15 protein-coding genes are annotated in these 25146 nt (G+C 36.9%); 14 read left to right on the forward strand and 1 reads right to left on the reverse strand.

Annotated elements, in window-relative coordinates:
- Positions 1–5 precede the first annotated feature (5 nt).
- From KF816_03400 to KF816_03410, 3 genes are read left to right on the forward strand one after another with little or no spacing between them, the layout of a single operon-like run.
- Entirely contained in the window at positions 6–3116 is a 3111-nt protein-coding gene (locus tag KF816_03400; protein MBX3007054.1) for a hypothetical protein, read from the forward strand.
- A gap of 37 nt (positions 3117–3153) precedes the next feature.
- Positions 3154–3345, forward strand: coding sequence for a hypothetical protein (locus KF816_03405; GenBank protein MBX3007055.1), 192 nt, complete (start codon positions 3154–3156; stop codon positions 3343–3345).
- 30 nt (positions 3346–3375) lie between these two features.
- Positions 3376–5082, forward strand: a complete 1707-nt coding sequence (locus tag KF816_03410; GenBank protein MBX3007056.1) for a hypothetical protein — start codon at positions 3376–3378, stop codon at positions 5080–5082.
- 38 nt (positions 5083–5120) lie between these two features.
- Here the strand turns inward: KF816_03410 and KF816_03415 are convergent, their stop codons facing one another.
- On the reverse strand, positions 5121–6143 hold the full coding sequence (locus KF816_03415) for a metallophosphoesterase (GenBank protein MBX3007057.1): 1023 nt from the start codon (positions 6141–6143) through the stop codon (positions 5121–5123).
- A 297-nt stretch (positions 6144–6440) separates the two neighbouring features.
- Between KF816_03415 and KF816_03420 the strand changes: the two genes are divergently transcribed.
- The 11 genes from KF816_03420 (at position 6441) to KF816_03470 (ending at position 24804) form a co-directional block, all read left to right on the forward strand.
- On the forward strand, positions 6441–7868 hold the full coding sequence (locus KF816_03420; GenBank protein MBX3007058.1) for a hypothetical protein: 1428 nt from the start codon (positions 6441–6443) through the stop codon (positions 7866–7868).
- The gene (locus KF816_03425; GenBank protein ID MBX3007059.1) at positions 7869–8186 is read left to right on the forward strand and encodes a hypothetical protein; all 318 of its coding nucleotides are present in this window, start codon (positions 7869–7871) and stop codon (positions 8184–8186) included.
- A 38-nt stretch (positions 8187–8224) separates the two neighbouring features.
- Complete coding sequence (locus tag KF816_03430) at positions 8225–9529, forward strand: hypothetical protein (GenBank protein MBX3007060.1); 1305 nt, start codon at positions 8225–8227, stop codon at positions 9527–9529.
- A gap of 31 nt (positions 9530–9560) precedes the next feature.
- Entirely contained in the window at positions 9561–10472 is a 912-nt protein-coding gene (locus tag KF816_03435; protein MBX3007061.1) for a hypothetical protein, read from the forward strand.
- A gap of 7 nt (positions 10473–10479) precedes the next feature.
- Positions 10480–12087 (forward strand): DUF4038 domain-containing protein, encoded by a 1608-nt coding sequence (locus KF816_03440; GenBank protein MBX3007062.1) that lies wholly within the window; start codon positions 10480–10482, stop codon positions 12085–12087.
- Positions 12088–12120: 33 nt separating this feature from the next.
- Positions 12121–14391, forward strand: coding sequence for a GH92 family glycosyl hydrolase (locus KF816_03445; GenBank protein ID MBX3007063.1), 2271 nt, complete (start codon positions 12121–12123; stop codon positions 14389–14391).
- Complete coding sequence (locus KF816_03450) at positions 14388–16517, forward strand: right-handed parallel beta-helix repeat-containing protein (GenBank protein ID MBX3007064.1); 2130 nt, start codon at positions 14388–14390, stop codon at positions 16515–16517. Before KF816_03445 ends, KF816_03450 begins: the two co-directional genes overlap by 4 nt.
- 34 nt (positions 16518–16551) lie before the next feature.
- On the forward strand, positions 16552–18609 hold the full coding sequence (locus KF816_03455) for an alpha-galactosidase (GenBank protein MBX3007065.1): 2058 nt from the start codon (positions 16552–16554) through the stop codon (positions 18607–18609).
- 112 nt (positions 18610–18721) lie between these two features.
- The gene (locus KF816_03460) at positions 18722–20743 is read left to right on the forward strand and encodes an alpha-L-fucosidase (GenBank protein MBX3007066.1); all 2022 of its coding nucleotides are present in this window, start codon (positions 18722–18724) and stop codon (positions 20741–20743) included.
- A 44-nt stretch (positions 20744–20787) separates the two neighbouring features.
- Positions 20788–23517: a beta galactosidase jelly roll domain-containing protein gene (locus KF816_03465; GenBank protein ID MBX3007067.1), complete on the forward strand. Its 2730-nt coding sequence runs from the start codon at positions 20788–20790 to the stop codon at positions 23515–23517.
- Between the two features lie 57 nt (positions 23518–23574).
- Positions 23575–24804, forward strand: a complete 1230-nt coding sequence (locus tag KF816_03470) for a hypothetical protein (protein ID MBX3007068.1) — start codon at positions 23575–23577, stop codon at positions 24802–24804.
- Positions 24805–25146: the final 342 nt, after the last annotated feature.

A 25146-nucleotide genomic window follows, 5' to 3' on the forward strand; every position in this document is an offset into this window, starting at 1 on the left:
GCTCGATGAAATTAAAAAATACTTTCCTATTGGTAACTTGGCTGATAATCATCTTTAATCCAATAGTTTTTATTGCTCAGGAAGCAATAAATAATTTCCAAACTCTCAAAACTGAGTTTTTGAATCCTTCAAAAGAATTTGGAAGTGTACCGTTTTTTGTTTTGAATAATGATGTATCGAAAGAAGAAGTTGAAGCAAACATGATTGAATTGAAAAATTCTGGCTGTGGCGGTATTATATTCCATCCTCGTCCGGGATTAATCATCGAATATTTATCAGAGAATTGGTTTGAGTTATTCAGGCATGCCGTAGAAGTTGGAAATAAAATAGGAATGAATGTATGGATTTATGACGAGAACTCTTATCCAAGCGGTTTTGCGGGAGGGCATGTTCCCGCCGAGATGCCTGAATCTTACAATCATGGTCAAGGATTACAGCCAAAAGACACTACTACTATTCCTCATGATTATTTGGATTATTTTATAATACTAAAAAAAGATGGGGACAAATATATTGATGTAACATACTCCGCCGGAAAGGAAATTGGTAAGCATGGCGAGTATATCATGTTCAAAAAAACATACTATCAAAAGAAAGATTGGCATGGCGGATTTCCCTATGTTGATATTCTTCACGAAGGAGTAACACAAAAATTTCTTGATGTGACTCTTACCGGTTATGTGAAAACTGCCTCTGATCAGTTTGGTAAAATTGTTCAAGGTGTTTTTACCGATGAACCTGAGATGAATACTCCCGGGGGAATTAGGTGGACTCCCGATTTGTTTAAAATATTTACCAAACATTGGGGATATGATTTACAACCAAACTTACCTTCATTATATAAAGAAGTTGGGGATTGGAAAAAGATACGACATAATTATACTCGAACTTTACTTTCTCTATTTATTGAGAGATGGTCCGTTCCAACCAGTGAATATTATAAAAAGTTAGGACTAAAGTATACGGGCCATTACTGGGAACATGGTTGGCCTGCAATAAGAATGGGTCCCGATAACATGGCGATGTACGCTTATCACGACGTTCCAGGGATAGATATGCTTTTTAATCAATTCAATGAGGAATCCCCAAACGCACAATTCGGCAATGTTCGCGCAGTAAAAGAACTTTCAAGTGTAGCAAATCAATTTGGCAGAAAGAGAACTTTAAGCGAAACTTACGGCGGCGCAGGTTGGGAAATTACATTTAAAGATTTAAAACGATTAGGTGATTGGCAGTACGCTCTTGGTGTAAATCTAATGAACCAGCATTTGCATTTTTTTTCAATTGCCGGCTCAAGAAAATATGATTACCCTCCCTCTTTTTCTTATCACAATCCTTGGTTTAAAAATTATAAATACTTAAATGAATATTTCAATCGGCTTTCGGTTGCTCTCTCCTCAGGTAAACAGATTAATAAAATATTAGTCATTGAACCAACAACTACGGGGTGGATGTATGATTCCTTTATAAGAAATCTGCGCCATTCTCAAATATTTAAAATCGGAGAATCATTTCAAGAATTCGTTACGATACTTGAAAAGAACCAGGTGGAATATGATTTAGGCTCGGAGGATATAATTTCCAATCATGGGGTAGTAAGTGGGAAGGGTTTTAAAGTGGGAGAAAGAACTTATTCTCTTGTTGTTATTCCTCCTCTTACAGAAACATTGGATAACAAGGTTTATGAACTATTAAAAAAATATGTTGATTCCGGCGGATCCCTAATATCGTTTTCAAATCCAAACAGGGTTAATGGAGAAATACATGATGAAACGGCTAAATTTTTCAAAAATAAAACTGTAGTAAAAGTTGATTCGCTAGACCAAAAAATAATTTCATCATACTTTTTAAATGAAGAAATAAAATTTGAAAATATTAAAGGAGGAAATTTATTCCATCACAGAAGAATAATGGATGATGGACAAATTATATTTCTAGTCAATTCAAGTTTGGATGAAGCTGTTTCCGGATCTTTGTTGCTTCAAGGTAAAGATGCCGTTTTGTTAGATGCATTTAAAGGCGAAGTAATTGATTATGATGAAAATGCTGATGGGAAAAACATTAAAATAAATTTCGAAATGAATCCCGCTGAAAGTATGCTTTTTTATGTTTCGAATAAAAAACAAAACGGACTACAAAAGAAATTTGCGAAGCAAGTACTTCCTGTTAATACCGGTTCAAGTCTGAAAGTATTGCCAAGTCAGCAAAATGTACTGCCAATTGATTTTTGCGATCTGGAAGTAAATGGCCGCAAAATTCAAAGTATGCATGTTTATGATGCTTCACAAAAAGCTTTTATTGAAAATGGATTTAATAATGGAAATCCATGGGATCAGAAGGTTCAGTACAAAACTAACATTCTCGATAGAAATAATTTTAGTGCAAGTAGCGGTTTTAAAGCTTCATACAATTTTAAAGTTGTTGAAGATTTTGACTTTTCTGGCCTTACCGCTGTTGTTGAGCGTCCGGAACTATGGACTGTGCAAATAAATAATAAAACCATAGCTCCAATAAAAGGGGAATGGTGGCTTGATCGTTCCTTCGGCGTATTCAAGATAGGAGATTTCGTGAAAATGGGAGAAAATAATATCACCATTAATTGTTCACCTATGTCCGTTCACGCCGAGATCGAACCGGTTTATATTTTGGGAAATTTCTCCGTTCAGCCTGAAGAAAAAGGATGGTCAATCTATGCTCCAAAAAATAATTTCACTACCGGAAGCTGGAAAGCTCAAGGGTTTCCGTTTTATTCATGGGATGTTTCTTATAAAAAGGAATTCGATGTGCAGCAGAAATCTTCTTATTACGAAATTGGTCTTGGAAATTGGAAAGGTACGGTAGCGGAAGTTTTTGTAAATGATAATTCAGCCGGTCTTATTGCTCTTGCAAAGGATAGACTAGATGTTAGTAAATATATCAAAAAAGGGAAAAATTTAATTGAGGTTAAAATAGTGGGTAGTTTGAAAAACTTACTTGGACCGCACCATAATAATCCAGCTCCCGGATTTGTTGGATTTGTTAGCTGGCGAAAAGTTAATGGAATGACTGCCGGAAAAGATTATCAGCTGCTTGACTATGGATTGATGGATGATTTTTATCTTTATCAGAATCAGTAAGTTTAATATTCCTTGAGATATCTAAAATGGAGTTGTTGTGTCTAAGCTATTTCTATTTTGCTTTATTCTAATTCATTTTTTTGTTTTTGAGGTCTCAAGCGGGCAAGAGAAAATAATAGCTGGAGTGGATAATACTTACTCGATTGGTAATGTGAAGTTGATTCCTATTTACGATTTGATGGAAAAATTTCGAGAGAAACAGAGTTTATTTTTAACTGAGAAAGAATAAAAGCAGATATGAAATTGAAAAAGAATTGAATTGCGCATAAATCTTCAAAACACTGGGAAAAGTAGAATTACTATTAATCATATTATTGGAATTGTTACCATAACTCTTATGTCGATTATCTGTCATGGTCAACCAAAAATTGAAAATACCGGCGGTGTTGAACAACCCCGCATAGTAAACATAGTTAATTTTATTCGTCTGCTTGAACCGAGATATAATAGCAGAATTACTGAGGAAATATTGTATCAGACAGTTGTGAGTCAATTGGACTTAATGAAGAAGTATAGAGTTGGTGGAACTTTTCTTTTACAGTATGATGCACTTATGGATTCACGTTACCAAAAACTTTTAAAGGAATTGCCAGCGGAATATGAAGTAGGCGCGTGGTGGGAAATTCCTCAACCGCTTGTGGAGAAAGCCGGACTAAAATGGCGCGGGCGTTATTCGTGGGATTGGCACGCCAATGTTGGTTTTTCAATAGGATATACACCCAATGAAAGAGAGAAACTTGTTGATATTTATTTCGAAGATTTCAAAAAAATATTCGGGTATTATCCGAAGTCGGTAGGTTCGTGGTTCATTGATGAAGTTACGTTAAACCATATGTATGAAAAATACGGCATCATCGCTTCGTGTAATTGCCGCGATCAGATTGGAACCGACGGTTATACAATTTGGGGCGGATATTGGAACCAAGGATATTATCCAAGTCAAGTAAATTCGTACATGCCAGCTCAGAATTCGGAGAATCAGATACCTGTCCCGATTTTCAGAATGCTTGGCAGTGACCCTGTGCGTCAATATGATGATGGAATTGGTAAGTTAAAACAGGGTGTCATAACTCTTGAGCCGGTATATAAAAATGGCGGAGGCGATTCAGCATGGGTGAATTGGTATTTCAATGAGTTCGTTGAGGGACCTTGTATCAACTATGCTTATGTTCAGTCGGGGCAGGAAAATTCATTTACTTGGGCGAAAATGGAAAAAGGATTTACAATTCAAATTCCGTTAATAGCAAAGTTAAGGGGTGAAGGAAAAATTAAAGTTAAAACTCTCGCAGAATCCGGCGCTTGGTTCAAAAAGAATTTTAAAGTAACCCCTCCAACCTCTTTAACGGCACTTGGCAAATTCGCCAACGATGACCGCAAAACAGTTTGGTTTAACAGCCGTTTTTATCGAACCAACATTATTTGGGAAAAGGGAAGTCTCCGATTTAGGGATATTCATCTATTCGATGAAAAACTTCAATCCGATTATCTGAATAAAAATAACGAATTGACAACCTGCAATTATTATACTCTTCCTTTTGTCGATGGAAAAAGCTGGAGCGATTCAAATCATTATGCTGGATTATATCTTAAATCAATTCTAAACGGTAAAGAAGTTCTACTGGAAGGAGGAATGCCGATCGTTAATGATACTCGTGAGGGCACTCTCAAAATTTTATGGCCTCTTAAGAATGCTGAAGGAGTATTCTTAATTGAAATGAATGAACGAGAAATTAAAATGAAACTTGAAAGTAAACTTTTGATTGATTGGTTTCTCGAGTTTGAGGTATCCGAAAGATTTGATCTCCCCATCAAAAATATGAATGAAAATAGGATTGAATGTAAATTAAAAGAACACGTGTACAATGTTTATATTAAAAATGGGTCTTACTCTACATCAGAAAAAAGAGGATACTATAAATTATTGCCTGAAAAGGAAGGACTAATTATTGATTTATCGATCAGATAATTTCTTGCGATATGATTGTTAATTAATCTTTCTCCAAATCAGCTTGTCAATTCGGCAAATCTATACGCTCCACTTAACGACGCTTTAGTTATGTATTGATAAGCTGATACACTAATCCTACTCTGTATCGCTGTATGTACATGTCCTGCAAATACCGCCAATAATTTTCTGCACGACAACAATTCAATTAAAAATTGATAAGTAGAATTTAAATTCCCACTTTCTGGCCAACGTTCTCTTTTTTCAGTTATATAATTTTTGTCATATTCTGAACCCCATCTTGGATCCCCTATTGTAGAAACAGAATTTCTTGATAGAGCAATCGGTTGATAAATTGGGATGTGCATACATAGAATTATAGGATAATTTTTTCTTGCTTGCTCTCTGAAAAATTCAACCTGTTCAGCACTGATTTGAAATGTAGAATTATCGATCGAGACAAAGTTCACATCCTTAAAAATTTTCGAGGTGTACAATGGATTTTCACCATTAAATAAAGGACTCAGCCGTTCTGAAATCCATTTGTCTCTTAGATCATGTGAGTTCCCAGGCATTCCTTCAAAATGCCAATCATGATTGCCCGCTGTGTATATATATTCAATCCCACATTCATCAAGCCGGGTTTTTACATAAGCTACGTTGTCTATAGTTGGATTATTAATTATATCTCCGGTCAGCAAAATTAAATCAACATTTTTTTTTCTTGCCTCCTCGAGAATTCCTTCAAAATGTTGTTCCTTTGTACCGGCAATGTCGGTGAGATAGTGCTTTGGGTCTTTATATGCAACATCCATTCTAGATGTAAACTCGGGATATTCCGATTTTCCATTTTTCAAAATTGAGAGATGTGAATCACTAATATGGATGAAACTTACCTTTTCTTTAATACTTTTGCACTTTATCACGGTATTATAACTATCAAAATTATGATCAACGCTTAACCATTCATCAGAATTTAAAGGTGTTGTATTAAAAGAATGGCCAAGTGAAAGTTTTTCCCATGGTAAAAGAATTGAAGCGGTTCCTACTGCAATATTTCTGAAAAAAATTTTTCTCTTCATTTGACACTCCCGATTATTTTAGAAACTTCATATTTATATTTTGCTTTAATCCGCTCCCATTAAAGACTCGATCGAATCCAAATTTATTCTTTGCAAATAAGAAAAAAGTCAGAATTTAGAAAATCACAATAGATAATAAACTTATTTGAGCGCCCTAGTATAATATTTTCGACCAATACGGGCAAACCTAAGATTTATACTAATAAACCAGTCTATTATCTTAACTAAATTTATCATTACAATGACGTTTCAGCATTCTTCTGTGAACGGAATAATATAATTCTATTGAGGCAAAATGTGAAAAAATCTAATAATGTAGTTGCCGGACTGATTTTTATAAATCTTTTGTTTACCGGTATTGTTTCAGGCCAGTCTTTAGCAGGAACGGATGAATTGGGAAGAACCCTTCTTCTGAACGATTCCGTAGGAAATCTTCAAAAAAGTAAAAATGTGGCCATATTTTATTTTTTGTGGCATGATGAGGGACTTATTGCCGGAGATGCATGGGATTTAAGCGAGATTGTAGCCGAGCACCCCGAAGTACTAAACGATTTTGATAATCCGAACTGGGGTATTCAGCAGCCCGGTACAGCTTACTATTGGGGTCAGCCTCTCTACGGTTATTATAGAGCGGAAGATTATTGGGTTAGTTTGAGAAGTGTTCAATTGCTCACCGATGCCGGCGTTGATATTCTTGTTATTGACGCGACGAATAAGGAAACATATGGAAGGAACGCGGATGTATTAATGAAAGCGATGGACGCGGTCCGCGCTCAGGGAAAAAATCCCCCTAAAATTGTTTTTTATACTAATACAGAATCCGGTTTCACAATGCAGCAGGCTTATGATAATTTTTATAAACAGGGAGCGAAATATTATCATCCGGAATGCTGGTTTTACCTTGAAGGAAAACCTTTAATTATTGGAATATCCTCTGAAGCAAAAGGAATGGAGTATGAAAATTTCTTTACTTACAGAGAATCGCAATGGCCTACCGAAAAATATAAAACAAACAGCTGGCCCTGGATAGCATTTACCAGACCGCAGCAAGTTCATTTTAACGCGAAAGGAGAAAAGGAAATTGTGAATGTGGCGGTAGCTCAGCATCCCAATCCGAAAGCGGGGATGGGCGGTTCTGCATTCTATGGTAACAGAGATAACTGGGGAAGAAGTCATAGAAATGGTTACAATGGAAATCCTGAAGTTGATATCCGTTACGGTTATAATATGCAGGAACAATGGGATTTTGCGATTAAGGAAAATCCTCCATTTGTTTATGTAACAGGATGGAATGAATGGATAGCCGGAAAATTTCCAAGTAAAGACAGCAATCCCGAGCATTCATGGTTCTGCGATCAGGCGAGCCCGGAATACAGCCGCGATATTGAACCCACAAGAACAGCAGGATTAAAAGATAACTATTATATGCAGTTGGTTAATAATATCAGAAGATATAAAGGAGTTGAGGCGAGCGCGGCTGTGGGTAAAAGTATATCAACAAAAAGTTTTGATGATTGGAAAAATGTGGAGCCAGTTTATATAGATTATATCGGCGATACTGGCGAACGTAATTGTTCCGGTATGCAAAAAAGTCCAAAAGTTATTTATACTAACAATACCGGCAGAAATGATTTTCATCAGTTAAAAATTTCGAGAGATTCAAAGTATGTTTATTTCTATGCTGAGACAGTAAATAATATTACTCGAAACTCCGGCAGCAACTAGATGCGTCTTTATATTGATAGTGATAGAAAATTCTCATCAGGCTGGAATGGTTATGATTATAGAATTGTCACTGGAAACAAACTTCAAAAATATACCGGAGGCGAGTGGAAAGACTTATGCTCCGTTAAATACGAAGTGAATAAAAACAGAATGATGATCACTGTTCCAAGAAAACATATTAGTGATTTCTCCCTGGAATTAAATTTTGAATTCAAGTGGTCGGATAATATGCAGGATTCAAGCGATCCGCTGGACTGGTATCTCAATGGAGACGCCGCGCCCGGCGCCAGATTCAACTGGATCTATTCAGAAAAATAAATTGGTACAAAATAGTTTTATTAAAAAAGAGAACTTATATGCCGGTAGTAAAAAAAATATTACATGCTTTGGTTTCAGTGTTGCTGCTTACTGTGGTTACACTGAATGCTGAAACAATTACAACAATTAAATCTGAGAAAAACAGTGTAATTAATCATGGAGCGAAAGCTGATGGAATTAGTGATGATACCGCGGTTTTCCAAAAAGCGCTCGACGCGGCAAGTATAAAAGGGGGAATTGTATCTGTTCCTTCAGGCACTTATTTAATTGCCGGATCAATTACAATTCCGGAGGGAGTTACTCTTCAGGGTGAATGGCAGGCACCTCACAATACTGCTCTTGGAAAAGGAAGCGTACTATTTGCAACCGGTTCAGCAGGAAATGAAAACGGGTCCCCTCTAATTAATCTGACAAGTAATAGTTGCGTTAAAGGCATAACCATTTTTTATCCCGATCAAGATATAAACAACGTGAAATCATATCCCTGGACAATTCAGGGAAAGGGAACTAACTGCAGTGTAATTGATGTCACTCTCGCGAATCCGTATAAAGGCATAGATTTCGGAACCCATTCAAATGAACTTCATTTTATCCGTAATGTCTATGGCTGTCCCCTTAAGATTGGAATTTTTGTTGATAACTGTACAGATATTGGAAGAATAGAAAATGTTCATTTCAATCCAAATGCTTGGACCAGATGCGGTTATTCCAATTCCCCAAAAGATGGAAGCCCCGAATGGGATAAACTAATAAAATACTTAACGGAAAATCTGGAAGGATTTATTTTCGCTAGAACCGATTGGCAATATGTAAGCAACTGTTTTGTAATCTTTCCAAAGATTGGATTTCATTTTATATCCGGCGCTAAAAGAAAAGGAAATGTTTTAATCACCCAGTCCGGCGCGGATATGACAGATATATCTGTTCAGGTTGACGCTTCACAAAAAAAGGCAGGTTTGGAATTCGTCAATTGTCAGTTCATGGCAACAGTAATTATTAAATCTACAAATGAAGGTCCGGTCAAATTTACTAATTGCGGTTTTTGGTCAATCAAATCTACAACCAGTCAGGCAATAATTGAGGGCACCGGCACTGTAACATTTAATGCCGTACATTTTTCAGAATGGGACGATAGTGAAAAAGACGCGCCTTGTATAAATTTAAAAAGCGGGACAATGATAATTAACGCATGCGAATTTCGTGAAGAAGGAAAGAGGCAGATTGAACTCGGCTCTGGTACAGTGGGCGCGGTAATAATTGGCAACCGTTTTCAAGGGGGAACAAAAATTACAAACAACGCGCCTTCGTCAGCGAAAATTCAAATTGGGCTAAATATAGAATAATTATAAAAATTCTTTTTGGAGAGCTAACTGATTGAAGAAATTATTTTATAAAATAATGACAAGTATGTTTCTGTTTGTTACAATTACTATAGCGCAGCCGTTTGAATTGGAAGCGGATAATGGCGTAATAAAATTAAAGTTCGATTTAACACGCGGGGGAGCTATTAGTTACATTTCTATATCAGGCAGCGATAGAAACCTTGTTAATGTTCATGATGAAGGAAGATATATTCAGCAGTCATATTATGCCGGAAAAAGTATTGATAGAAAAGCGGAAGGCCAATCTCCCAAATGGTCGCCATGGAGTTGGAATCCAATCCAAGTAGGAGATGAATTTAAAAACCGCGCGCAAATTATGGATTATAAACAAAGTGGCGATACCCTCTATGTAAAATGTATCCCGATGCTGTGGGATATGAATAATGTTCCTGCCGAAGCGGTAATTGAGCAAACTACAGTATTAACCGGTAGCACATTAAAGGTACATAACAAGCTAACGTGCAATAGAACTGATACAATTTATGGAGAGGGAATTCTAAATGATCAGGAATTGCCCGCTGTGTATCCAATCTCCTCTTTAAAAAATCTTTATACATATTTAGGCAAAAAACCTTTTGCGAATGATACTCTTTCGAACCCTACAGTGGTTTTTCTTGCAAGCGGTTTCTGGGGCAGATATCAGGCGGTTTCTGAAAACTGGATGGCGTTTGTTGATGATAACAAATGGGGAATGGGAGTTTATAATTCAAAATGTACTGATTTTCTCGCGGGAATGGCGGGCAAACCTGGCGGAGAAACAAAAGATGGTTCTACTTCTTATATAGCCCCAATTAAAAAAGAGGCTCTATATAAAAACTCAATCTATGAATATGAGTATTATATAATTATCGGTACTGTGGAAGAGATTCGATATAAAGTTTATCAATTAAAAAATAATCCCTAGGCTGAATATGAGCAAAAAATTGTTAATTACTTTATTAGTGCTATTTCTTTCAGAAAGTAAAGCTCAACATAAAATTGATGTGTGGAATCAGATTGAGTTTGTTTTTGAGAGTGACGTTTGTTATGATAATCCATTTCTTGATGTTGATCTATTTGCTACATTCATTAGTGAGGAGGGTGACATTATTTCCCGCCCCGCGTTTTGGGATGGAGGCAATATATGGAAAGTCCGATTCGCACCTACAAAAATTGGAAAATGGAATTATAAGCTTTCCGGAGAAGGGATAAATAATTTCAACGGCTCTAAAAAAGGTTATGTTGAAGCGTTCAATTATCAGGGTGATCTTTCTATATATAAAAAAGGGTTTCTGAAAATCTCACCGAATAGACGTTATCTCACTTATAATAACGGCGCGCCCTTTTTTTATCTGGCAGACACACATTGGTTTTTACCGTTGGAAAAATGGGATGAGTGCAACGTACCCGGCTGCGATTCTCAATTCAAATTTATGGTTGATAAAAGAGCGGAACAGCAGTTTACTGTTTACCAGATTCAAACGAATGGAATCAGATTAGTGGAAGACAGTGTAACTTCAGTTGATGTAGAAGCGTTTCAGGATATCGACAGAAAGTTTAATTACTTGATAGAGAAAGGTTTTATTATAAACAGCTCAATCGGATCAGCTCATAATTACGCTCTTCGTCTCGGCATAGCGGGCGCCGAAAGATTAGCCAAATACTGGGTGGCGAGATATGGGGCTTATCCAATAATTTGGATGACAGCTCAGGAAGTTGATCTCGATAAAAATAAGTATCTGGAAATATGGAAAACCGCCGCGAAAACAATTGATAAGTATGATGATTATCAGCATCCGCATTCAGCTCATCTCTGGGATAACTCAAACCCCGCGTTTTTTAATTCCGATAACTGGCACAATTTCCATATGATTCAGGCCGGTCATATAATTTGGGGAGGCGGAACGCAAACTAAAGAGTTCTATAAAAAATATTATGAAAGTATTCCTATTAAACCAATGCTTGAATCGGAAGCGAATTATGAAGGACTTGGAAAAGACAAACAGTGTTCTGACACCGACATAAGAAACGCCGCGTATAAATCATTTCTCAGCGGAAGTTTTGGTTTTGGCTACGGTGTTCAAGGAATTTGGCAAAACTGTTATACGGTTAATGAATGCGGCTGCTGCACCGATTGGGGAATAAAGACCTGGATCGAAGGACTGAACGCGAAAGGCGGAGAACAGATGAGTCATCTTAAAAAATTCTTTGATGCGCTTAAATGGACAAAACTTGAGCCGCGATTTGAGGATCCTGTGTGGATTGATATTAATGCATCAGATAAAAAGGAAAAAGAAAAGGTTGTACTCTCTACAATTTCCAATAATGAATACGTGATATATCTGTATTCGGAAAAAGATATTCCGGTGACAATAAAGAACCTTGATGCCAGGAAAACCTATAAGGCAAAATGGTTCGATCCGAGAAAAGGAGTTTATATTAATATAGATCAATCTTCCGCGGCCGGGGCTTCTTCATATAATATCCCTGTTAAACCATCGGCGGAAGATTACATATATATACTTACATCGATTAACTAAATAAACAATGACTCTTAAAATGGAAATTAAACTATGAGCAATTTGACAAAATTCATTCTACTTCTTGCTTTTGCGTTTAATATTTATGGCGGTAACAATCAAAAAAAGAAACTGCCGGCCGATTATGTTAATCCATTTATGGCTACGCAGGGAGATCACGGCCAGTGGCTTCCGGCCGCGAATGTTCCATTCGGATTAATTAATCTGTGTCCGGACACTTATCCGGGAAGTCTCACTGCCGACGGCGATTTTGCGCATGGCGGATATGATTATTCCGACAATCAATTGCGCGGCTTCAGTAATTTTCATAAAGGAAGTTCCGGCGGAACAAGAGTAATTGATAGGGCCGGTTTGCTTTCTATAATTCCATTTTCTGTTATGCCTTCAGATTCATTCTTCAAAAATCCCATTTTAGATTTTGATAAAAAAAGCGAAAAGGCAAAAGCAGGTTATTACTCTGTCAAACTATCAAAAGAAAATATTATAGTAGAATTAACCGCCTCATCTCATTCCGGTTATCACAGTTATTCATTCCCTAAAAATAAAAATGCAAAAATATTCCTGTTCGAAGGTAACAGAGCAAGATCTAATAACGTATCATGCAGAATTGTTGATGAATACACAATAGAAGGCACCCAAGCAATTTACAACGGAATACATTTTGTTATAAAATTTAACAATCCGATCAAATCTTCCTCGATCTGGGATGGTAAACAAATTTCATCAAATGATAAACTTATTGAATCGATAGACGGGGGACTAATTTGCGAATTTGGCATCTTGAAAAATCATCCTCTGGAAATAAAAGTCGGAGTGTCTTTAACAAGTGTGGATGAAGCCAAAAATAATCTTGCCGCCGAAATTGGAAAGAAAAATTTCGCGGCGGTTAAAAAAGAAGCTTTTGATAAATGGAATGATGTTCTCTCAAATATATTAATTGAAGGTAATGAAGAATACAAATCTATATTTTACACTTCACTCTACAGAACATGCCATTTGCCTCAATCATTAACAGATGTATCGGGGAAATATCCGGGACTTGATGGAAAGATTCACAATGCCAATGGATACGTTCACTACAGCAATTATGCTTTCTGGGATTCCTTCAGAACAAAATATCCTTTGTACAGCTTGTATTTACCCTCTGTGTATCGCGATATTGTAAAATCATTACGCGATATTTATGAACAGGGGGATTGGGATAAACCGGACGGAACACATAAACCGCACGGACCAGGATCGGGATTTGATATCACTGGGAAAAACGGATTCTCGGTTTTCGCTAATTGCCGCAACGAACATATGCTTATGGTTGTGACAGACGCATACTTTAAAGGTCTTTTCGATATTAACGTGAAGGATGTATATCCTTATTTAAAACGTGAAGCTCTTCTACAGATGGGAGAAAAATATGACAAGATTGGATACATACCAGCCCGACCGGATCAAACAGGAGAATATTGCTGGGATAATTGGTGCGTTGCACAAGTTGCAAAGGCAATTGGCAATGAAAAGGATTATGAATATTTCATGATGCGTTCGAACTTTTGGAAAAATACATGGGACCCGAGCATTAAATATTTCCGGGCACGTGCCGAAGATGGAACATGGCTTGACTTTCCGGATGACCCCGCTGAGAACAGGGAAAAATATACCTATGAAGGAAGCAAGTGGCATTGGCGATGGAATATTAAGCACGATCTTCCCGGTTTAATTGAATTCTTAGGAGGGAGAGAGTCATTTCTAAAAGAATTAACCTACTTCTTTGATAACAATCTTTACACAGCCGGAAATCAGATAGATCTCCACGCACCTTTTCTTTTTAATTATGCTGATGCAGCATGGCTTACTCAAAAATGGACAAGGAAAATATTAACTGAACCAATTGTTCAGAAATATAAAACTCACGGATTTTTCGAAAAACCGATATTCGGAAGAATATATAAAAACACTCCCGATGGATTTCTTGAGGAGATGGATGATGATTACGGCTGCATGTCAGCGTGGTATGCTATGAGCGCTATGGGTTTGTATCAAGTCTTCCCGGGCGATCCAGTATATCAATTATCCTCGCCGATATTTAATAAAGTTACTATTCAACTTGATCCGGATATTTATTCAGGAAAGAAGTTTGTAATCAGAACAGATAATCTCAGCGTCGAAAATTATTATATACAATCGGCTTCACTTAATGGACTACCATTAAACCGCTCGTGGATTTCACATGAAGAGATTGTAAAAGGGGGCGAACTTGTTTTTGTTATGGGAAAAGAACCAAATAAGCAATGGGGAAGTAAACAATGAAATGTAACCAAGCTGTAAAACTATTTTTCCTTTTATTTCTTTCAATTAACCTTTTTGCCGGAAATGATAATCATAAAGAATATTTTATTTCCCCTTCTGGTTCGGATAAAAACAACGGCAGCATCAAAGCTCCGTTCGCAACAATTGAAAGAGCACGTGATGCTGTAAGAGCTGATAAATTAAAATTTCCCAAAACATCATATACAGTTTTTCTTCGGGGAGGTACTTATCAAATTTCAAAAACAATTGAGTTTGACCAACGGGATACCTACAAAAATGATGAACAATTAATTATTCGTTCATATAAAAATGAAGTAGTTAGAATTTCGGGAGGAATAAAAATTCCCGAGAATAGAGTTCGTAAAATTGCCGACTCTACAATCTCCAGAAGACTAATAACAAGGGTTACTGATAATATTCTACAGATCGACTATTCCGGATTAATTGATGATGAAGGGACAATTCAACCGCATGGTTTCGGAAGGCCTTATACAAACACACAGATGGAATTATTTGGAATGCAGAATGCCTATTTTTTAGCGAGATGGCCAAATAAGGGATATACTCGAATTAAAAATATTATAGAAAAAGGATCGAGCATTAGCGACGGGGATACATCAGAAAAATTAGCCGTATTTGAGTATGAGGCGGAAAGGGTAGGCAGGTGGAAAAATTCGGAAGAACCATGGATAGCCGGTTATTTCCGTTATGGCTTTGCTGATGATGCGGTTCGCATCAGAAAAATTGATCCCGAAAAAAAAGAAATCACATCTGACCCAACATATTACGGGTTTTCTGCCGGGGAACCCTTTAACGCGTTTTACGGATTCAATATTCTTGAAGATATTGATATCCCGGGTGAATATTTCGTTGATAAAAAAAATAAGAAAATTTACTTCTACCCTTATGACAACGAGGATTTTTCAGACTTAACTTTATCTTTAATCAATGAGCCGTTGATTGCACTTGAGAACTCCGCCAAAGTTTGTTTTGAAAATATAATATTTGAATGCACACGCGGAATGGGAGTTTATATTGAGGGAGGAAATGATAACCGCTTTACTTCCTGCACTTTTAGAAATATTGGAACCGTAGCCGTTTGTATTGGAAAAGGAGTTGATGAAAATGGTGTGCCTGCTTCGAGAAAACTCGGGAAGTTTAAAGAGTATTTATACGTCAACCAAACTTGGGATAGAAACTGCGGAACCGATCATGTAATTGAGAATTGCGAAATCTTTAATACCGGCGCAGGAGGTATCATTCTCGGCGGCGGCGATAGAAAAACACTTACCAGAGGAAACAACCGGGTTACAAACTGTTCAATTCATGATTTCAATCGGTACGAAAAAACATACCGCGGAGGAATTAATGTTGACGGAGTTGGAAACGTAATTGATCATAATGAAATATTTAACTGCCCTGGTACGGCAATTCATTTAAATGGCAATGAGCATTTAATTGAATATAATATTATCCATGACGCTGTTACAGATGGTCACGACATGGGCGCGATTTATTATGGAAGAAATCCAAGCGAGCAGGGCAACATTGTGCGTTATAATTATTTTCATCACAATGGAAATAAAGATGGAGTGATAATGTCGGTTTATCACGATGACGGCGCCTGCGGAATGCAAGTTTATGGAAATGTTTTTTATAAACCGGGTAATGTTGCGGTGATGATCGGAGGCGGTAACGATATTGTTTACCGAAACAATATTTTTATTGAAACACCCCTCGCTTTCCATATTGATAATCGTCTTCAAAACTGGGGTGGAGAAGAATTTATAAAAAATAATGGTGTGTATAATAAAAGGCTAAGTGAAGTCGCAATAGATAAACTCCCTTACTCTAAAAAGTATCCTAATCTCGCGAATTATTGGAATGATAATCTTGGAGTGCCGAAGAGAAACATAATCGAGAATAATTTATTTGTGAATATAGGGCAGCTTCAAAACGGTTCACTCGAATGGTTAAAGTTGGGTAAGAATTGTTTCACTAAAACAGATCCCGGTTTTGAAAGTTATGCCAAGATGAATTTCAAGCTACGGAATGACTCAAAAGTATTTAGTTCACTGCCTGATTTTGAGAATGTGCCTTTTGAAAAAATGGGAAGACAAAAATAATCTCAATGAAAAAATTAATTTATAGGAATCATGTATGAAAAATCTCAGAAGACTTAATAGTTCATGTTTAGCTTTGTGTTTAATCTTTTGTCTGATAGTTACCGGAAGAAGTTTCGCAGATGAAATAAAGGCAAGTGAATGGGTAAATGAAAAATTTGCCAAAGGAATTGTACCCCCATTCTCATTTATATATGATGGAAAGTCTTCGAATTCATTTATTGCCAACTGGAATTATAAATCAGAAAAATTGAAATCCACTGATGCGGGAGTTGAACAATTTGTTTTTTCTTATTCCGATGGACAAACAGGATTGACAGTAAAGTGCTCTGTAAAATTATTTATTGATTTTAACGCGGTAGAGTATGTTCTAAAATTTATAAACTCCTCTGCAATGAACACTCCAATTATTGAAAGAGCAAATGTAGTTGACAATGAATTTTCATATAACAAGGAAGGAATTTTTGTGCTTCATCATTCGTTAGGAAGCAATGCTGTAGTAAATGATTTCCAACCGTTTGATGCAGTCATGCAAATAGGAAAAAATATTTATATGACTCCGGCCGGCGGACGTTCTTCAGATAACACGGCGTTTCCTTTCTTCAACATTGAAGGTCCTGCAAATCAGGGAATTGTTGTTGCAGTAGGCTGGACGGGGAAATGGTTCGCTGATGTTGTTCAGAAGGATGAGAAATCCGTTTCTCTGAAATCGGGAATGGAGAATATGCATCTCTCTTTGTATCCGAAAGAAGAAATCCGCACTCCGAAAATTTGTCTTCTCTTTTGGGATGGCGAAGATAGAATGACCGGTCATAATCAATTCAGAAGATTTATCCTTGCACATCATACAAGAAAAATAAATGGTGAATTACCTCAATTGCCGTTATCGGGAGCATTTGAATTGGATGGCGCGCCTTTTCCTTGTACAGTTCATACTTGTATAACAGAAGCATCAGCGCTGGCGCATATAAAACGGTATCAACAATTCAAATTTACTCCCGAACTATTTTGGATTGATGCCGGCTGGTATTCGGGCTGCGGATGGGATAAAGAAAACGGTGAGTGGCCGCAGAATGTTGGTAATTTAACAATTGATAAAGAACGTTTTCCAAACGGATTTAAACCGGTTTCCGAAGCGGCTCATGCCGCTGGTGCGAAATTAATGGTGTGGTTTGAACCGGAACGCGTTCAAAAAGGAACACAAATTTACAATGAGCATCCGGAATGGCTGCAAAGTTTACCAAATAACGATTCTTATTTGTATGATCTTGGCAATCCCGACGCCCGATTATGGTTAACGAATTATTTTACGGATTTCTTTAAGAAGGAAGGTATAGATTATTACAGGCAGGATTTCAATTTTGACCCTATGCCTTATTGGAAGAGAAATGATACGCCGGACAGAGTCGGTATTTCAGAAGCCAAATATATTGAAGGTTTATACGCTTTCTGGGATAGCTTGCTTGTACGCTTTCCAAATATGATAATTGATAATTGCGCTTCAGGCGGAAGAAGAATTGATTTAGAAACCACTTCACGAAGCACACCTTTTTGGCGCACTGATCTGGAACATAATTCAACCGGTCATCAAAATCATACATTCGGATTGAATTTATATTTGCCTCTTCATGGTACTGCTTTATTTAAAACAGGAAATTATTATGTCAGATCGAGCCTGGGCAGCTTAGCGGTTATAACCTGGAGTGTTGACGGCAGCAACAATGAAACAATACAGACTTATCAACAATATATATCTGATTTTAAACGATTAAGAGCATACTATTATGGTGATTTCTATCCTTTAACAGTTGCCCATAAACGTTATATGAATAACAATTCCTGGTTAGCTTATCAGTTAAACAGGCCTGAACAGAAGGATGGAATAGTATTAGCGTTTCGCCGTGACCGATTTACCGATGATTCAATGATAATTAAATTGAGTGGATTAGCTGCGGATGCTCAATATGAATTGTTATATGAAGATAGTGGAGCTCGAACAATAAAATCGGGCAAAGAATTAAAAGAGGGAATTGAAATAAAAATATTGGACAAACCGGGATCGTTACTTATTAGTTATAAAGAAATCGTGAAATAATCTATTAGTAACGATTCTTTTCGAAAGTATGCAAAATAAAAACTGATTACGATTTGCTTGAATTATAGATTGCCTTCACATTTTATTCCATCACCTTTTAACGGGAAAATTTATGTTAAAGAAAGCCGGATTCATTTTAATAATACTTAGCTTATTTTTGAATTTAGTTCATGCTCAAAACTTTGTTGAATCAAATAAGAATACTTTGCGCAGGGCAGAGAGTTTTTTTGGACTTCACTTTGATTTTCATGCAACAAACAACGATAAAGAAATAGGAAAAACTTTTAATGCCGCAACAATCGACAGTATGCTGGCATTAATAAAACCGGATTACATTCAGGTTGATTGCAAAGGGCATCCGGGAATTTCAAGTTATCCCACAAAAGTTGGAAACCCCGCCCCCGGTTTTGAAAAGGATGTTTATAAAATATGGCGTGATGTGACTGCCAAACATGGAGTTGGACTGTTTGTTCACTACTCCGGTGTAATTGATAATGAAGCTGTTAAGAGACATCCCGAATGGGCATCTGTAGATAGGGATGGAAAAATCAGCGTAACTAATAATTCTGTTATGGGTCCTTATGTTGATCAACTTCTCATTCCTCAGATAAAGGAGCTAATTGATAATTACCAGATTGATGGGGCTTGGGTTGATGGTGAAAGTTGGGCGTTGAAATTAGATTATAGCAAAAATATGCTTGACGCGTTTAAGAAGGAGACCGGAATTACAAGCGTTCCATATTATATGAATGATAAGCATATGCCTGAATTCAGAACATTTAATAGAAACGCCTTCAGAAAATATATTGCGCACTATGTGGACGAACTTCATAAGTATAGTCCATCATTTCAAATAACAAGCAATTGGGCATTCTCCTCTTTTATGCCTCGTCCTGTTGATATAAATGTAGATTTTATTTCGGGTGATTTTGAACCGAACAACAGTTTATATAGCGGATTGTTTGAATCGCGCTGTATTGCCCCGCAAGGCAAGCCGTGGGATTTAATGGTTTGGAGTTTTGCGCATGATAATGAAGGAGCATATGTTCACAAATCTCCGGTTCAACTTCAACAAGCTGCTGCAACTGTTATTTCGATGGGGGGCGGATTTCAAATATATTCAACACAAAACCGCGATGCCTCAATTAAACCATGGCTTTTCGGTACATTAAAAAGTGTATCTGATTTTTGTCGCGACAGACAACCATTTACTCAAAATGTAAAACCGGTTCCACAAATTGCATTGCTTTATTCAACGGCCAATTTTGAAAAGAATTCAGAACCTCTCTACTCAAGTTCAGGGAAAATTCATGATCCGCTAAGGGGAATCTTAAACTTACTCCTTGATAGTCAAAACGCAGTGGAAATATTAATGGAACATCATCTCGAAAAAAGAATTAATGAGTATCCGCTTATTGTAATTCCGGAGACACAATACTTGACAGAAGATTTCAAGAAAATATTGTTAAGATATGTTAAAGATGGCGGTAATTTATTGATAGTCGGTGCTGAAGCAACCTCCATGTTCGCGGATCAATTGAATGTTGAGATGAATGAGAAAGCATTATTAACTAACAAAAACATTGAATGGAATGGTGAGATGGCTGGGGTGCGTGGCTTATTTCAACCCTTCTCTCCAAATAGTGCAACAGAAATTATAGGGCGGTTATTCGATGAACCGGATTTTAGATTTCAATCAACACCAGCGGCCACTATCACAACATATGGAAAAGGTAAAATTGCCGGAGTGTATTTCGACATAGGAACATATTACCTGAGAATGAATAACCCTGTTTATAGGAATTTTGTTAATGGCATTGTTAAAAAACTTTTTGCAAATCCAAAAGTTCAACTGCATGGATCTGAAAATTTAACAGTTACTGTAAACACACTTAATAATAGACTGCTGGTTAATTTGATAAATATGTCTGGACCTCACGCTAATACAAAGGTAGCAAGATATGACAGCATTCCGGCTATTGGTCCGATAGAGGTGAAAATTCGAGTTCCTAAGAAACCCGTTAAAGTTATGCTTCAACCGGAAAATGTTTCCTTGGACTATTCGTTTATGGATGGAGAATTAAAAACAAGAGTTGAACGTGTTGATGTTCATTCAATTATTGTAGTTGAATAGTTGAGCCTTTACTAAATAATGATGCAAAAAGAAGGAGAACCAATTTGAGACTGAGATATATTCTGCTGCAGTTTTTGTTTCTGGGATTAGTGAATTCGAGTTACTCTCAATCGATTAGTTACTTAAACAATCCATCAAGTGAGCAATCATTATTTCTTCGATCAAAAAAGAATTACAATGGCAATTCGGAATGGACAATAAAAAAGTTTAGTGATACCAAAGAGGATGGCTCCATTATTTCTCGACCGGGTTACAAATCTGATTCTTGGCTTCCGGCAATTATTCCGGGAACGGTATTAAACTCTCTCGTTGCTAATAAAATATATCCCGAACCCTATTATTCTGATAACAATAGAAAAAGTAAAAAGTTAATACCGGATATATCGGACGTTGGTAGAGAGTTCTATCATTATTGGTTCCGTACCGATTTTAGAATTCCACAATCATTTAAGGGAAAACGCGTCTGGCTGAAATTTCATGGTATTAACTATAGGTGTGAAATTTGGGTGAATGGAAAATTTCTTGGAAAGATGGAGGGGATGTTCAACTCACAATCGTTTGATATTACTTCAATTGCTGATTTAAATAATGAGAATGCTATTGCCGTAAATATGCAGCCTGTCGATAACCCCGGAACAACAATGTTAAAAGATAAACGGCCGGGAGCTGTTGGAGAAAATCATAATGGCGGTGACGGAATGATTGGAAAAGATGTAACAATGTTAATGAGCGTTGGGTGGGATTTCACCGCCACAGACGGGATTAGGGATAGGAATACAGGTATTTGGCGCGATGTTGAGTTGTATGCTACAGGCGATGTGGTAATGGAAAATCTGTTCGTTCAAACAAAACTTCCTTTGCCCGATACAACATCATCGCTTCAAACAGTTTCGGTTGAAGTAGTTAATTGTACAGACAAAGAACAATCGGGTATTCTAAAGGGAATCATAGAAGAAAATAAAATAACGTTCGAAAAGAAAATTACTCTTTCTCCAAATGAGAGAAAGGAAATAATATTTTCTCCAGCTGAATACAAACAGCTTCTGTTTAAGAATCCAAAATTGTGGTGGCCTAAAAATAAAGGGGAACAAAATCTTTATACACTCAATATGGAATTTATCCCTTCGGCTGGAAAAACAAGTCATCGAGTATCAACAAGATTTGGGATTAGAGAAATATCCTCAGATCAAAATACACCGGATCAATCGAGAAGATTTATCGTAAATGGTCATCCCGTTTTTATAAGAGGTACCAATTGGATTCCCGAGGCGATGCTGCGCAATTCAGAAGAAAGAACACTTTCGGAATTAAGATACACAAATCAATCGGGTTTAAATTTGATAAGATTGTGGGGAGGCGGAATCGCAGAATCGGATTATTTTTATGAATTGTGCGATCAATATGGGATACTTGTGTGGGCTGAATTCTGGATGACCGGAGATACAAAATATCCGGTTGATACTTTATTGTATTTCAAAAATGTTGAGAATACCGTTAAAAGAATCCGGAATCATCCATCATTAGCATATTATGTTTCATCAAATGAATCTACCGAAATGCCGGGGGCACCGGAAGTGTTCCGTCAACTTGACAGCACAAGAGGATATCAGATGCAGTCCGAATGCTGCGGAGTTCATGACGGGAGTCCGTATAAATATGAAAACCCGATGCAGTACTTTGAAAATACAGCATCAAGAAGGGGCAGCAGGGTGGATGGATTCAATCCAGAATATGGAACACCAATTTTGCCTGTTTATGAATCATTAAAAGAAATGATGGATGAAAAAGATTTGTGGCCTATCAATGATAGTTTATGGAATTATCTCGACGGCGGTGGTTTTCATCAGGTAACAACAAAATATAAGGATGCGGTTAATCAATTCGGAGAATCATCTTCTATTGAAGAATTTGCAGTGAAAGCACAATTTGTAGGCGCAATGAATTACCGCGTAATATGGGAAGTATGGAATTACAATAAATTTAATTACGGAGACCGGTTCGCTTCCGGATTTTTGTTCTGGTATCACAATAGTCCTTTACCTCAAGTTGCTTCACGAATGTACGATCACTCACTCGAGCCCACAGCGGCATTATATTATTCTCAGAATGGATTGGCACCTCTTCATCCCCAATTTGATTATCTGAAGAATACAGTATCAGTTTATAATGATTATAGAGTCTCATTTAAGAATTATTCTGTTTCAGCCATGGTGTATGATCTAAATTCAAAACTGGTGTCATCAATTGACTCAATGGTTGATATCCCTGCCGATGGTGTTGCTAACGATGCGTTGAAAATTGAATTTCCATCTGATATAACACAAGTACACTTTATAAAGCTATATCTGAAAGATCCGAAAGGGAAAATTGTTTCGGATGCATTCTACTGGCGTTCTAAGGATATTTATGAAGGTGCCTGGACTATGACAGGTCCGGCAGTATCAGGTTTCCAGGATATCAATAAACTACCGGAAGCTAAGCTTGATTTAATTTTTTCCATCAGAAGGGAGGCGGACAAAATTTTTATAGATTCAGAAGTTGTTAACAATTCGAGTTCATTAGTGTTTTTTACCCGATTGCATATTGTAAACAGTACAGGTGAATCAATTAAACCGGTTTATTATTCAGACAACTTTTTTTCTCTGCTGCCTAATGAAAAAAAGCAAGTTGTTATCGAGGTAAGTAAAGACTACTTAAATGGAGACGAAATTCTGCTTTCATTAAGCGGCTGGAATGTTAGTAAAATTCAAAAAAATATTTTTATTCATAAATAAAAAATAACAAGCGATGTCCGCATCGCAATACCTATTTTATAAATAAGGAATCGCTCGATGAAATTAAAAATTATTTGGCTGTTACTTCTATTCACTTTCACTGTCATTGCTCAATCCCAAGAAAACATATTAATAAAATCCATTCAAGAGTTTGGGGTTCTCCCCGAAAACAATGCTGCTACTAATAAGGATAATTTGCAGAAGGCAATTGATTGGGCGGCTCTTCGAGGTGCCGCATTATTTGTTGAACCATCGGAAGAACCATATAATATTGATGGGGGAATAATTCTTAAACAAAATGTTTCCTTAATTGGTGTTCATGGCCCGGTTGGGCGGGGAACGAGGCATCCCCAAAAAGTGCAGCCGGTGGGAAGCGTTTTTAAAATTGTGGATGAAAAAAATGTATTTATAACTGTTGAAGGTTCAACGCAGATTAAGGGAATTCAATTTTGGTACGCAAACCAAACAATATCTGACCCGGAGAAAATTATTAATTATCCACCTACAATTCAGGTATCAAAGAGTAAACATGTGAATGGGGTTACACTATCATCGCTCACTTTTTACGGTGAGTATACCGCAATGGATTTTGTTTCAAATAAAAATTACGCCTGCGAACAGATACTTTTTGAGCATTGCTACGGTTATCCGCTAAGCGGCGAGTTTATCAAGATTGATTTATGTTATGATATTCCCCGGATTCTGCACTGCCATGTTAACCCTGCAAATAGAAGATATATTGAAGGGCAATATTCAAAAAAAATAATTGACGCGGTTGTTGCAAAGAAAACTTTTACATACTCAATTGAGAGAACCGATAATGCTCAGGTGATGGATGTATTTACTTTCGGCGCATACGGCGGTATTTATCTTGGTGAGGCAACTTACGGACAAATGACTAATTTCAATTTTGACTGCGTCACAGTTGGAATTCATAAGCTGGGTAATAATTCGAAAAACCGTAATTGGCAGATAGCTCAGGGATCAATAATCGCGAACACAGGCGATGAACAGAAAAATGTACATCCAATTATCATTGAAGGGAAAGGGCATACTTCACTTATTAATGTTGAGGCGTTTTCCGGCAGCAATGGCGCCTTAACATCATTTAAAAATTCACAGGATTTCTTGTTAGTAAAAGGAAATGAAAAGCTAACAGTATCGTTATATGGCTGCCGAATGAATTCCTATTTATCTGAAAATCCCTTTACGATTGAAAATCCAAAAGCGATTATTCAGGCAACGGATTGTATTGACAAATACGAGAATCCATTTAATATGAATTAACATGAGTCTATCAGGATATAATGCAAAAATACTTTTATGATTAAGTGTAATTAACTCATTAATCCCTTTAAAGAATCTGGTAAATGGTTCAAAAGTAATTCTAGCGGAAATTCTAACGAAATATTCTGGAAACAGACCAACGGCATAACTCAGGTAGAACGCTGAAGTTGCTGGAATAGTGTTTATGCATACAAGTGGGCAGGATAGCTATAATTATCTGTGCGCACGTGATATCCTCGTTTGAAAATTTTAAAATTCTTCGATCTGTTTTGCAAACGAAATCAAAACTTATTTCCTTTTTACAAATCATGTTGGATTAATGGCAACAGGGAATATATAGAT

This window comes from Melioribacteraceae bacterium (genome assembly GCA_019638015.1).
Lineage (GTDB): Bacteria > Bacteroidota > Ignavibacteria > Ignavibacteriales > Melioribacteraceae > JAHBUP01.